The organism is Devosia sp. WQ 349K1 (assembly GCF_016595685.1).
Taxonomy (GTDB): domain Bacteria; phylum Pseudomonadota; class Alphaproteobacteria; order Rhizobiales; family Devosiaceae; genus Devosia.
In genome coordinates, this window is record NZ_JAENGO010000009.1 from 21,805 (window position 1) to 34,016 (window position 12,212).

Below are 12,212 nucleotides of genomic sequence, written 5' to 3' on the forward strand. Positions count from 1 at the left end.
ACTAAAGTATAATACGCTGGGTCATGAAATTCTGTTTCAGTCAGGTCAGGAGAATGTGTGCTCTGCCAGAGGAGGCGAGCATGCTTTACACGACAGCTTGCTGAGGGAGGACGCTGCATGACTAATGCAGCAGGGGCGATATCTGACGCCCATATGCCAGCCAAAATGAGAATATCGCAGGCAACGAAAATCTATCAAACGAAGTCAGGGGGCGTACATGCCCTGGACAATGTTTCGATAGACGTTCGAGAAGGGGAATTCCTGTGTCTGCTCGGACCGTCGGGCTGCGGCAAGTCTACCTTGCTCTGGTCCATGGCCGGCTTGCACGGCCTCACCAGCGGCGAGATCCGCCTCGGCTCTGACGTTATTACCAAGCCTCATCCTGAAATCGCTATGATCTTTCAAGAAGCCAATTTGCTGCCTTGGCGCAATTTGGGCAGCAATATCGAATTGCCCTTTGAGATCAAAAAGCAGCCCCCCAATCGGGAGCTGATTAAAAAGCTACTCAAGCGTGTTGGCCTCGAAGGTTTTGAGAACAAATATCCGCGCGAACTCTCCGGCGGCATGCAACAGCGTGCATCAATCGTTCGCAGCTTGGCCGTCGACCCATCAGTCCTCTTAATGGACGAACCATTCGGCGCACTCGATGCCTTCACGCGCGACGAGATGAACCTTCTCATTCAAGAGATTTGGATGGAGACGGGCAAGACGATCATTTTCATTACCCACTCCATCGCTGAAGCGGTTTTCCTGGCGGACCGGATCGTTGTCATGTCCGCCCGCCCAGGGCGCATCTCCAATATTGTTGATGTCGACTTGCCGCGCCCTCGCCCGGTGAAGCTCCAGACAACCCCCGAATTTCTCGAACGGGTCGAAGCCATCAAGGGCATGATCGACCACCGTCCGGCCACCTGAGCGCGCAAGGAGATTGAAATGAGTGACGCCTTGCACGACAAAATCCCAAGCTTTGGGAACAAGGGGCAGAAGACTGAGGCAGGGTTAGCCGGAGGCGCAGGCGCGCTCTTAGGCAACTCAAACCGCACTGCATTCGAAACTGTAATTATCGCACTGGTCGCTGTTGTTATAATTGGCGGCGCGGAACTGCTGATACGCCTGTTTGAAGTTCCGCTCTACATTCTGCCACCGCCGAGCGCGATCGGATCGGCTTTGATTACGGAATGGCCATTCCTGTGGCCACACCTCGTCACCACTATTTGCGAGCTGCTTATTGGGTTTTCAATTGGGGCATCCATAGGGTTCATTCTCGCGGCGGTGATCACTCAGTTCCCGTTCGCTGAAAAGATCATCACGCCCTACATCTTGCTTCTGGTCACAACGCCCATGCTGGCGCTCGTCCCACTCTTGGTGCTGCGGTTCGGCTTTGGGTGGGAACCACGCATTATCGCTGTGGCGCTCGCATCTGGCCCCATGGTGATGATTAACTCGGCGACGGGTTTCCGTCGTGTCGACCTCGCGAAAATCGCACTGGCAAAGTCCTTCGGTGCATCGACCTTCCAAATCTTTACGAAGATCCGCATTCCGATGGCCATGCCGATGATCATGGTTGGCCTGATGATCGGCTCGATCTTTGGCCTCCTGACAACCGTCGGCGCCGAAATGGTCGGCGGCGCGGAAGGCCTCGGGAACCGTCTCAACTACTATTCGTCGATGATCCGCATGCCGCAGTTCTTCGCTGTGATCGTGCTTCTCGCGACCATCGGCATCAGCATCTACGTCATCTTCTTCCAGATCGGGAAGAAATGGACCAGCTGGGAGTCCTGATGGGCCCAGCGTGACAACCGAACACGGGCGTCAACCGGACATATGGGAGGAAATCTATGTCCAATCTGCTGACTACAACTACGTTAAACCGTCGCCGCATGCTTCAAATCTCCGCCGCAGGCGTTGCCTTGTCGGCGATCGGAATGAACACTCGCGCCTTTGCGCAAAGCGGTCCGATCCGTTGGGTTTCGCCACGCGGCTCTTTGGAAGTCGTCGACGACTTCGCCTATTGGGTGGCAAAGCGCATGGGTTACTTCGGTGATCTCGACACGTCCGTTGAAGCTGGTCCACCAGATGCAACAGCGGCAATCAAGTTGGTTGACCAGAACCAGTCCGATTTCGGTTACCCATCGCCCGGCGTGCTTTCACTGGGCCTAGAACAGGGCATGAAGCTCAAGTCCGTCTTCCACATCATGGCTGGCGACGTGTTCGACTTTGCGTTCCAAAAGGGCAAGGCCCCTGCCGACCTCAAGGGCATGGAAGGCATGACCATCGTTCTGGGTTCTGCTGGCTGGCAGTCTATCGCTGATCCGATGTTGGCGGCAGCCGGTGTGGACCTCTCAACGATCAAGTATGTGGAAGTGGCCGGTTGGGGACAGTCACTCGCCCAAGGTCAGGCGGACGCCGCTCTGACTTGGGAAGGCTTGCGCGCCCAGTGGCGTGGACAAGGCTTCGACTTCGACTATCTGCTCGGCAAGAACGCTTCGGTTTTCCCTGCCAACAGCTTCGTCGTTCGCGCGAAAGACCTCGACGACCCAGCGCTAGTCGAGACCTATACGAAGTATCTGCGTGGCTGGTCGATGGGCCTTGAGTTTGGCTGGTTGAACCCTGCCGCAGCGACCCAGATCGCAATGGATGAGTTCCCTGGTTTGGCAACTCAGATGGATCCTGCAACCGCCGTCGAGTCCCTTATGCAGCAGAGTGGCTTGATGCACGCTCACTGGGACAAGCGCGGCAAGTGGGGTCTCCACCTCGAGGACAGCTGGCAGTCGTATTTCGACGCCATCCACAAAATCGGTCAGATATCGCAGCCATTGAAGGCCGGTGATGTCGTGACCAATGCGTTGATTGACGGCGCTAATGACTTTGACCACGCCAAGGTCAAAGCCGATGCCGAAGGTTTTGAGCTGCGCGACGAGTACAAAGCCGTCGACATCGCAGCGATTGAAGCCACCCTCTGATCAAGCCTGAGGGCGGGGTCACTCCCCGCCCCTTCTAAACCGACGAGGCATCGCTGTGTTCGAATTTGACCATGTTGGCATCACAACAACCACAAAACAGCCGAAAGAAGACTGGGTCGAGCAATCGCGCTTGTGGGTGACAAACCCGCGCAATCACCCGGAACATATCGAGTTTCTGCGCTACGAGCCGGATAGCCCAACCCCCGAGATTGTCAAAAACAATCCTCATGTTGCCTATCGGATCGACGATATGGAGAAGCGTCTCGCTGAGGCTGACGAAGTGCTGATCCCGCCTTTCATCGTGGGGGACTTCCTTCAAGTCGCTTTCGTGCTCAAGCACGGAATGGTCTTTGAATACATGCGTTACCTCAAGGACGGCTGGTTCGGACAATGAGCTACAAAGCCATTCTGACCTATGCTTGGGATTTTGCGGACCACGGTGTCACCGAGTCCATCTCTGTGTTCAAAGAGATGGGTCTCAACACGATCTCGATCGCAGGCACCTACCACGCTGGGAAGTTTCTGCGGCCACAGGGCAAATCGAGCAAGGTCTATTTCCCTGAAGACGGAACTGCTTACTTCCGCCACGACGATGATCGTTATGGTGAGATTAAGCCTCTGCCGAACTCCCTTTTGGCCGAACGAGACATTCTTCAAGAGCTTTGTGACGACGGCAGACTAGACATCAACGTCTGGATGGTGCTGCTGCACAACACGGCCTTGGGCATGAAGCACCCGAATGCAGTGGTCCGGAACGCCTTCGGCGACCCCTATTTCTACAATCTCTGTCCAAGCGCGCCAGAGGCCAGAGCCTATGCGGTAGGCCTTTGCGTCGACGTGACAGAAAACTACTCTGTTACCGGTCTTTCCCTCGAGGCGCCCGGCTTTACGCCCTATGCCCATGGCTATCACCACGAGATGAGCTTTGTGCGTCAGGACCCTATGTTTGAGGGTCTGATGGGTCTGTGCTTTTGCGATCACTGCGTCAGCGCTGCGTCCAAACAGGGTTTTGATGCGCACCACTTAAAAGCCTATGTCGCAAACCGCATCGATAGCTTTTTGCAGAGCGACGTCGATATTCCCGACGATATGGGCCGAGCCTTCTGGTTGGCGGAAATCGCAACCAATAAAGATCTTCGCACCTATCTCGATTTCCGCGCGGGCCAGGTCACCAGCCTTATCGCTGAGATACGCGAGGCGGTTCGGCAGGACGTCGATGTTGCCATCATCCCATCTGTCGCTCGCCCCACGGGTGGGGCGTGGTACGAAGGGACCGATCTCAAGGCCATTGGCGAAACGACAGGAATTATCGAGGCGTGCTTTTACGAGCCCAATGCTGCTCGGATAGCCACTGACCTGTTCGACCTGAAACATAGAGTTCCGACGAACACGACGATCCGCGGCATTCTTCGCCCGAGCTACCCGGACATTGAAAGCAAAGCGGAATTCCTTTCGGCCGTCGATATTCTGGTTGCCGGTGGAGTAACCGACATCGCCTTTTACAATTGGGGCCACCAGCGCCGCCGCAACCTTGAGTGGATCGGCGAAGCTTTGGCGCGGGTTCCGTGATGACTGAGTTTTCAAAAAAGACTGTCGTGATCACTGGAGCGGCTGGGGGGATTGGCCTTTGCCTTGCCCACTGGTTCGGGGCCCGAGGAGCCGAGGTCGTCGGGATCGACAAATCCATAACCTCTGGCGGCGCAATGAGTTCACTCGAGGATGCCGGGGCGAAAGCCCGCTTTCTGCGGCTCGACATTGGCGATGCAGAGGCTGTGGAGACGGCCTTCCGCGAAATCCCGCAAGTCGACGTGCTGATCAACAATGCGGGCTATTCCAACCATCACGTTTTACGGCTCACAAACCCAGAGAGCTGGACCGAAGAGATCAATGGCAATCTCAACGGCGCTTTCTTTTGCGCCCACGCCGCGGCAGAGCGGATGAAGCGGCAAAAGTCTGGCGTTATTATCAACGTTGCCTCGGTCAACGGCCAAAGTGCTCTCGGCGACCCGGCGTATTCCGCCGCCAAGGCGGGCATGATTTCCATGACCCGGACGCTTGCGCAGGAATTGGGCAAGTTCGGCATCCGCTCTAACTGCGTCATGCCGGGAACAGTGCGCACACCGCTGTGGCGGGAACGTGCGCAAAAGGACCCTGATGTCCTCAAGACCCTAGAGCGTTGGTATCCCTTGGGACGGATTGTCGAACCCGAAGAGGTCGCTTCTGTGGTGGGCTTTTTGGCGTCGGATGCAGCGAGCGCCGTTTCAGGTGCCGTCATCCCGGTCGATTGCGGCCTCAGTTCAGGAAATATCGTGATGACCCGCGAGCTTACGCTCGAGGATCTTTGAGGGGAGAAGAACAATGTCACAATTACGAATTGGCATCATTGGGCTGGGCTGGTTTGGGGAGATCCACGCCGAAACGATCATGGGCATCCCCAACCTAAAGCTCGACGCGCTCTGCACGCGCACGCCTGATCGATTGGCTGAACTGGGCAAAAAGTTTGGCGTTAGCAAGCTCTACGCTGACTACAACGACATGCTCGCCGACCCAGACATCGACGCCGTCTCAATCTGCACCATGTGGGACCAACATACCGAGCCTGCAATCGCGGCACTCAAGGCTGGCAAGCACGTCTTCCTGGAAAAGCCGATCGCTTCAAACGTCGAAGACGCACAGAAAATCGTGGAAGCGTCCAAAACGTCCAAGGGCATTTTGTTCATTGGCCACGTGGTTCGGTTCAATCCACGCTATCGTATGGCCAAGCAAGCAATCGACGAGGGGCGCATCGGCAAGATCATTGCCCTCTCCTCACGCCGCAATATTCCGGCCTCTTGGACGCCGACGATCCTGCAGAAGATTGGCCCCATCGTTGGCGATGCGATCCACGACACGGACATTATGCTTTGGCTGACGGGCGACAAGATCGTCTCCGCCTATGCCCAAACCACCTCGCTGCGCAATCTCAAGCATCCCGATATCGGCCAGACGATGTTCCGCTTTGCAGGCGGCGCGACGGCAACACTGGAAACCGTGTGGTGCATGCCGGAAAAGACCCCATTCGACATCGACGAGCGCATGTCGATTATCGGCACGGAAGGCATCATCCATATTCAGGATACCTTCCCCAATCTGGCGATAGTCGATAACAACAAATTGCACAGCCCGGACACGACCTATTGGCCGATGTTCGACGGCGTTCGAGGAGGAGCGCTGCGAGACGAGTTCGACTACTTCACTCGGAAAGCGCTTGCTGGCGAACAACCTGATGTTGGTCGACCAGAGGACGCCGCCGGTGCATTGCAAGCCTGTCTGGCGGCCGAGGAGTCCGCCCGAACGGGAACTATTATTCATATTCGTTGAGGAGGCTAACCATGAGCGCTTTGCGTGTTCTGGTTGTAGGATTAGGCAATATGGGCATGAGCCATGCTCTCGCCTACACGCGTATTGATGGCTTTGAGGTGGCTGGCGTTTGCACGCGGCATATTGAAAGCCTGTCACTGCCTGACGCGCTGTCAGGAGCGGCACGCTACAATGATTTTGAGACCGCGCTGGCGGAACTCAAACCAGATGTTGTCTCGATCAACACTCTGCCCGACACCCATGCTCCTTATGCCATCAAAGCCATGCAGGCCGGTGCCCATGTCTTTGTCGAAAAGCCGATGGCGCTCACCGTGGCTGACGCAGAAAAAGTGGTCGAGGTCGCGCGACAGACTGGCAAGAAGCTCGTCATCGGCTATATCCTACGTCAACACCCGAGCTGGACGAAGTTCATTGAAATCGCGCGCGAATTGGGCACGCCGCTGGTTTTCCGCATGAACCTCAACCAACAGTCGAATGGCGAAACCTGGTCATGGCACAAGCGGCTTATGGACAGCTTCCCGCCCATCGTTGACTGCGGCGTGCACTATGTTGACGTCATGTGTCAGATGACTGACGCCAAGCCGGTGAAAGTCCACGCCATTGGCGCTCGTCTGACCGACGAAGTGGCCAAGCAAAACTACGGCATGCTGCAGGTGCAGTTCGATGATGGGTCCGTTGGCTGGTACGAAGCTGGCTGGGGCCCGATGGTCAGCGAGACAGCATTCTTTGTGAAAGACGTGTTCGGGCCAAAGGGTTCGGTCTCCATCGTCATGGCAGAGAATGCTTCGGGCGTGAAATCGGACGATATCAACGCCCACACGAAGACCAACCAAATCCTGCGCCACTACGCCGACATGACCCGCCCAGACGAGCGGATCGACATGACCGATGAACCAGATCACGATGACCTGTGTGAACGCGAGCAGCGCTATCTGCTCAAGGCCATCACCGAAGATTTGGACTTGAGCGCGCATATGAATGACGGGGTGAATAGCCTCCGCATCGTTCTGGCCGCAGATGAGTCAATCCATACTGGCGAAGTCGTACGCCTCTAAACACTAAAGGCCCGGGTCAACCGGGCCTCCTCGTTTTGGGAAGAGAAAATTGAACAACATTGATCTTAACGGCCAAGTCGCCGTGATCACCGGCGGGGCGCAAGGGCTCGGCTTTGCAATGGCCCAACGCATTCTGGCCTCCGGCGCTAAGGTGAGCCTTTGGGACCGCGATGCGGCGCTTCTCGACAAGGCAGTCACAGCGCTCGGCGCGGGCGCGTCGAGTAAGGTCGTCGACATCACTGACCTTGCGGGCCTGATGAAGGTTCATGCGGAAGTCGAAGGCGAAGTCGGACCCGTTTCGATCCTCGTCAATTCCGCAGGCATTGCCGGAAACAACGCACCATTGGAGGACTATGATCCCGATGAATGGCGGCGAGTGGTCGAGATCAATCTCAATGGCACCTTTTACGTCAACAAGGTCGTCATACCCTCGATGAAAGCGCGGAATTACGGGCGTATCGTCAACATTTCCTCCGTCGCCGGTAAGGAAGGAAATCCCAATCTATCCGCCTATTCTGCGGCTAAGGCAGGGGTCATTGGCTTGACCAAGTCACTCGGCAAGGAATTGGCGAAGTACGACATTGCAGTGAACTGCATTACCCCTGCGACAGCCAAAACCCGCATCCTCGAAACGCTGACCGAGGAGTTTATCAACTACATGCTCGTGCGCATTCCGCGTGGGCGGTTCCTTGAAGTCGATGAAGCGGCCGCCATGGTGGCTTGGCTTGTTTCCAAGGACAACAGCTTTACGACCGCTTCGGTGTTCGACCTCTCCGGCGGTCGCTGCACCTATTAGAAGCCGCGTCCTAAATGCGCTTGTACCATTTGCCGTGGCCTGATCACCTCAGCCACGGCATCCCGTCAGCGGCCATCACACGTATTGATCATGCAACGCGGCCATACGCACCCTTGGCGGGTGGCGCGAGATTTGGTATTCGCGGCGAACATCATTTCAATCAAGCCGACTGGAATCCACCCGTGAGTACAATTCTTAAAAACCTGCCCAAGGGTGAGAAAGTTGGTATCGCTTTCTCCGGTGGTCTGGACACCAGCGCTGCCCTGCTTTGGATGAAGCAAAAGGGCGCGAAGGTTTACGCCTACACCGCGAACCTCGGCCAGCCAGACGAAGCCGACTATGACGAGATTCCGCGCAAGGCCATGGAATTTGGCGCCGAGGAAGCACGCCTCGTTGATTGCCGGACCCAGCTCGTTCACGAAGGCATCGCGGCCATTCAGGCTAACGCGTTCCACGTTTCGACCGGCGGCGTTACCTATTTCAACACCACCCCGCTTGGCCGCGCCGTAACCGGCACCATGCTGGTGTCGGCGATGAAGGAAGATGGCGTCAACATTTGGGGCGACGGCTCGACCTTCAAGGGCAATGACATTGAGCGCTTCTATCGCTATGGCCTGCTGACCAATCCAAACCTGCGCATCTACAAGCCTTGGCTGGATCAGCAGTTCATCGACGAGCTCGGCGGTCGCGCTGAAATGTCGGCGTTCATGACCTCCAGCGGCTTTGCTTACAAGATGAGCGCCGAGAAGGCCTATTCGACCGACAGCAATCTGCTGGGCGCCACCCACGAAGCTAAGGATCTCGAGAGCCTCGATAGCGGCATCAAGATCGTTAGCCCGATCATGGGCGTGCCGTTCTGGAAGGACGAAGAGCCCGTCAAGGCCGAGAAGGTTGTAGTCCGCTTCGTTGAAGGCCAGCCTGTTGCACTCAACGGTCAGACCTTCACCGATCCAGTCGCCCTCTTCTACGAAGCCAATGCCATCGGTGGCCGTCACGGCCTCGGCATGAGCGACCAAATCGAAAACCGCATCATCGAAGCCAAGAGCCGCGGCATCTACGAAGCACCAGGCATGGCGCTGCTGCACATTGCTTACGAACGCCTCGTCACCGGCATTCACAACGAAGACACCATTGAGCAGTATCGCATCAATGGGCTCCGTCTCGGTCGCCTGCTCTATCAGGGCCGTTGGTTTGACTCGCAGGCCCTCATGCTGCGCGAAACCGCTCAGCGCTGGGTTGCACAGGCCATTACTGGTGAAGTGACGCTCGAACTGCGTCGTGGCAACGACTATTCGATCCTCAACACCGAGAGCCCGAACCTGACCTATGCTCCAGAACGCCTGAGCATGGAAAAGGTCGAAGACGCGCCGTTCTCACCTGCGGACCGTATCGGTCAGTTGACCATGCGCAATCTCGACATCGTCGACACCCGCGCCAAGCTAGACCTCTACTCCAAGACTGGCCTGCTGTCGTCGCGCGAAGGCGACAAGATGTTCCGCCTCGAGAACGACAACGACTGAGACCTCGTCTCTGACTAAATGACTTTAACGGTGCCCGGCAACACACTGGGCACCGTCACCATTCGGCTCCGCCAAAGAGTGCGTCGAGCGCCCCCTTCCCCTTCACATTGAAGACTTCATCACGACGGAGACTGACAAGGTCGGTCGCGTGAGCCCATTGAGTTGGCTGGAAATAGGTCTGGGGAATGCGCAGAATTCCTGAAAGCATGTATGGCAGAGCCGAGCGCTGCTGATACGATGCCTTAGGGATCGCGCTGTGGCCATGCCATGCAGCGGCGTGGGAGGAACGAGACGCATGAGCGAACATACTGAAGATGGCGAGCAGAAGCTGCCATTGGCCCAACTGAAATCAGATACAAGTTCTGGCGGAGCGCAAGCTATACACCGCGCGCTGCATATCGTCCGAGTCCTATCGGCAGGACCGCGTAACGGTATGAAACTGATCGATATTGCTGAGGCCACAGGCCTGTCGCACCCGACGGCCTATCGCATTTTGCGCGCCTTAGAAGAGCAAGGGCTGGTGGAACGCAGCGCAGATTCTCGGCGCTATGTGATTGGTGTCGAGATGGTGTGGCTTGGGCTCCGTGCCGCGCAACGCTTCCCGCTTCTCTCGCTTGTCGCGCCAGCACTGAGCACGATCGCCAACGGGGTCGGCGACACCGTCATCATGAGTGTGCGGAGTGGCATCTATTCCGTTTGTGTCGAGCGACGGAATGGCAAGTTGCCAATCCGTGTCACGTCTGCCGCTGTGGGCGCGAGAATGCCCTTACAAGCCACCCCTGCGGGCCTAACAATGCTCGCTTATATGCCGGACCGTCTGGTTGAACCCATTATCGCGGCAGCGGACGCAGACGAGCAAAATGGGCTCCGCCATCAGATCGCTTCTGTGCGGGAGCGAGGCCATTTGGTGAGCGAAGGGCTGACCGTCCGCGATACGCGCGCGATCACAGCGCCCGTGAGAGATATGGCGGGCAATGCCATCGCCGCGATTAGCGTGATCGGGACGCGGTCGCGCCTCGACGACGGCCGCCTTCCTCACATTATTGACGCGCTGAATGCCGGGTCTCGAGAGGCCTCTGAGGCGATCTGGCGGAATGCGGCCATGCAAGCCCGCGACAGAAGCTAAGCCCTTTGAAAAGACAAAGGATGCGACCACCAAGATGGCCGCATCCTTAAGTGCGCTTCGCTGTTTTGGTAGCCCTACCCGTGACCACCCGTGAACGATGGCAACCACAGCACAAGAGCTGGGAACGCGATCAGGATAAGGACACGGACCGTGTCAGCCGCGATAAAGGCATACATGCCGCGCCACAATGCGCTCAGAGGCACATTTGGCAAGACGGAGCGCAGCACGAAGACGTTCAGCCCAACCGGTGGCGAGATCAAGCTCAGCTCAACCAAGATGACGGTGATCACACCCCACCAGATAAGGTCGAAGCCCAGTTCCTGAACCACCGGCACAATGACTGGCACGGTCAGCAGGATCATCGCGTAGCCGTCCATAAGCGTGCCCAGCACTATATAGAAGACCACGAGACCGAGGATAACTTGCCAAGGCTCGAGATTGAGCGACTGGATGAAATTCACCGTATCGCCGGAGATTCCGGAGATATTGATGAACTGGTTCAACACCATAGCACCGGCAGCCACGAGGAAGATCATGGTCGAGATTTTAGCGGTATCCGCTAGAGCATCGACAAAGCTGGCCCAGTTGAGCTTGCGGCGCGCCAAGGCGAAGATCAGTGCGCCACCGGCACCAATGCCACCGGCTTCGGTTGGCGAGAACCAGCCTGCCATCAGACCGCCCATGATGAGCAGGAACAGAGCCGCGATACCCCAAACCTTGCTGAGAGCGCGCAGTCTTTCCTTCCAGCTTACGCGGGAGTCGGCTGGAGCCCAAGATGGCACGATGTAAGCGAACAGCAGCATGACGACGAGATAGAAGGCAAGCTGCAGCAAGCCAGGGATCAGCGACGCGATGTAAAGCTTGGTGATGCTCTCTTCGGTTACGAGGCCATAAACGATCAGCGCACCCGATGGCGGGATGAGTAGCGTACCGCCCGCAGCAACAGCACCTGCCGCAAGGCCTGTGTTGTACTTGGCCTTGACCATGGCCGGGATCGAGATGTGCCCCATGGTTGCGGCACCGGCAGTCGACGATGTCGAGATGGCGGAGAAACCACCACATGCAACAATCGTCGCCATGCCCAAGCCACCACGATAGTGACCGAGCCAAGCTCTTGCTGCGTCGAACATTTCGTCGGCAAGACCTGCCTTGACCACGAAAATGCCCATGAGAATGAACAGCGGCAGAACCGAGAAGTTATAGTTGAGGGCCAGATCCATGATTTGCTGTTCGGCGACGGCAAGGCCTGCACCCACACCGCGCGGGTGCATGGCAGCGATACCCGCAGCACCGCAGAACATCATAATAAAGCCGAGCGGAATTCGCGTGAACACCATGAGCCCAAGCAGGCTGCCGATCACGAGAATTTCGATAATCAGGGAATCCCCCACG

The 12,212-nt window shown here is 57.0% G+C and carries 13 protein-coding genes; 11 read left to right on the forward strand and 2 right to left on the reverse strand.

Annotated elements, in window-relative coordinates:
• The first annotated feature begins 117 nt into the window (after nucleotides 1–117).
• The 10 genes from JHL21_RS16475 to argG all read left to right on the forward strand — a co-directional run bounded on the left by JHL21_RS16475 (nucleotide 118) and on the right by argG (nucleotide 9,694).
• Nucleotides 118–915, forward strand: coding sequence for an ABC transporter ATP-binding protein (locus JHL21_RS16475; RefSeq protein WP_248306568.1), 798 nt, complete (start codon nucleotides 118–120; stop codon nucleotides 913–915).
• An 18-nt stretch (nucleotides 916–933) separates the two neighbouring features.
• On the forward strand, nucleotides 934–1,782 hold the full coding sequence (locus tag JHL21_RS16480; RefSeq protein WP_200214734.1) for an ABC transporter permease: 849 nt from the start codon (nucleotides 934–936) through the stop codon (nucleotides 1,780–1,782).
• 56 nt (nucleotides 1,783–1,838) lie between these two features.
• Entirely contained in the window at nucleotides 1,839–2,963 is a 1,125-nt protein-coding gene (locus JHL21_RS16485; protein ID WP_200214736.1) for an ABC transporter substrate-binding protein, read from the forward strand.
• Between the two features lie 55 nt (nucleotides 2,964–3,018).
• A complete protein-coding gene (locus JHL21_RS16490) occupies nucleotides 3,019–3,357 on the forward strand; it encodes a hypothetical protein (protein WP_200214738.1) in 339 nt (112 codons plus the stop codon).
• Complete coding sequence (locus JHL21_RS16495) at nucleotides 3,354–4,532, forward strand: hypothetical protein (protein WP_200214740.1); 1,179 nt, start codon at nucleotides 3,354–3,356, stop codon at nucleotides 4,530–4,532. The genes JHL21_RS16490 and JHL21_RS16495 overlap by 4 nt, the downstream gene beginning before the upstream one ends.
• Nucleotides 4,532–5,308 carry an SDR family oxidoreductase gene (locus JHL21_RS16500; protein WP_200214741.1) on the forward strand — a complete coding sequence of 259 codons (777 nt, stop codon included), beginning with the start codon at nucleotides 4,532–4,534 and terminating at the stop codon, nucleotides 5,306–5,308. Before JHL21_RS16495 ends, JHL21_RS16500 begins: the two co-directional genes overlap by 1 nt.
• A gap of 13 nt (nucleotides 5,309–5,321) precedes the next feature.
• Nucleotides 5,322–6,323, forward strand: coding sequence for a Gfo/Idh/MocA family protein (locus JHL21_RS16505; RefSeq protein ID WP_199530694.1), 1,002 nt, complete (start codon nucleotides 5,322–5,324; stop codon nucleotides 6,321–6,323).
• 11 nt (nucleotides 6,324–6,334) lie between these two features.
• Complete coding sequence (locus JHL21_RS16510) at nucleotides 6,335–7,378, forward strand: Gfo/Idh/MocA family protein (RefSeq protein ID WP_169196298.1); 1,044 nt, start codon at nucleotides 6,335–6,337, stop codon at nucleotides 7,376–7,378.
• Between the two features lie 49 nt (nucleotides 7,379–7,427).
• On the forward strand, nucleotides 7,428–8,174 hold the full coding sequence (locus JHL21_RS16515) for an SDR family NAD(P)-dependent oxidoreductase (RefSeq protein WP_199530695.1): 747 nt from the start codon (nucleotides 7,428–7,430) through the stop codon (nucleotides 8,172–8,174).
• 182 nt (nucleotides 8,175–8,356) lie between these two features.
• Complete coding sequence (gene argG / locus JHL21_RS16520; protein WP_169196296.1) at nucleotides 8,357–9,694, forward strand: argininosuccinate synthase; 1,338 nt, start codon at nucleotides 8,357–8,359, stop codon at nucleotides 9,692–9,694.
• Nucleotides 9,695–9,749: 55 nt separating this feature from the next.
• On the opposite strand, the gene JHL21_RS16525 is transcribed toward argG, so the two are convergent.
• Nucleotides 9,750–10,001 carry a hypothetical protein gene (locus JHL21_RS16525; RefSeq protein WP_200214743.1) on the reverse strand — a complete coding sequence of 84 codons (252 nt, stop codon included), beginning with the start codon at nucleotides 9,999–10,001 and terminating at the stop codon, nucleotides 9,750–9,752.
• On the opposite strand from JHL21_RS16525, the gene JHL21_RS16530 reads away from it, so the two are divergent.
• Entirely contained in the window at nucleotides 9,990–10,820 is an 831-nt protein-coding gene (locus tag JHL21_RS16530; RefSeq protein ID WP_169196295.1) for an IclR family transcriptional regulator, read from the forward strand. The two genes, JHL21_RS16525 and JHL21_RS16530, sit on opposite strands and share 12 nt — an antisense overlap.
• A 74-nt stretch (nucleotides 10,821–10,894) precedes the next feature.
• Here JHL21_RS16530 and JHL21_RS16535 read toward each other — a convergent pair whose 3' ends face one another.
• Nucleotides 10,895–12,211: a TRAP transporter large permease gene (locus JHL21_RS16535; protein WP_200214744.1), complete on the reverse strand. Its 1,317-nt coding sequence runs from the start codon at nucleotides 12,209–12,211 to the stop codon at nucleotides 10,895–10,897.
• Nucleotide 12,212 lies beyond the last annotated feature (1 nt).

Excerpts from the sequence above, each read along its gene's own strand:
- JHL21_RS16475 (WP_248306568.1), top strand. The coding sequence starts at position 118 with ATGACTAATGCAGCAGGGGCGATATCTGACGCCCATATGCCAGCCAAA.
- JHL21_RS16480 (WP_200214734.1), top strand. The coding sequence starts at position 934 with ATGAGTGACGCCTTGCACGACAAAATCCCAAGCTTTGGGAACAAGGGG.
- JHL21_RS16485 (WP_200214736.1), top strand. The coding sequence starts at position 1,839 with ATGTCCAATCTGCTGACTACAACTACGTTAAACCGTCGCCGCATGCTT.
- JHL21_RS16495 (WP_200214740.1), top strand. The coding sequence starts at position 3,354 with ATGAGCTACAAAGCCATTCTGACCTATGCTTGGGATTTTGCGGACCAC.
- JHL21_RS16500 (WP_200214741.1), top strand. The coding sequence starts at position 4,532 with ATGACTGAGTTTTCAAAAAAGACTGTCGTGATCACTGGAGCGGCTGGG.
- JHL21_RS16505 (WP_199530694.1), top strand. The coding sequence starts at position 5,322 with ATGTCACAATTACGAATTGGCATCATTGGGCTGGGCTGGTTTGGGGAG.
- JHL21_RS16510 (WP_169196298.1), top strand. The coding sequence starts at position 6,335 with ATGAGCGCTTTGCGTGTTCTGGTTGTAGGATTAGGCAATATGGGCATG.
- JHL21_RS16530 (WP_169196295.1), top strand. The coding sequence starts at position 9,990 with ATGAGCGAACATACTGAAGATGGCGAGCAGAAGCTGCCATTGGCCCAA.
- JHL21_RS16525 (WP_200214743.1), bottom strand. The coding sequence starts at position 10,001 with ATGTTCGCTCATGCGTCTCGTTCCTCCCACGCCGCTGCATGGCATGGC.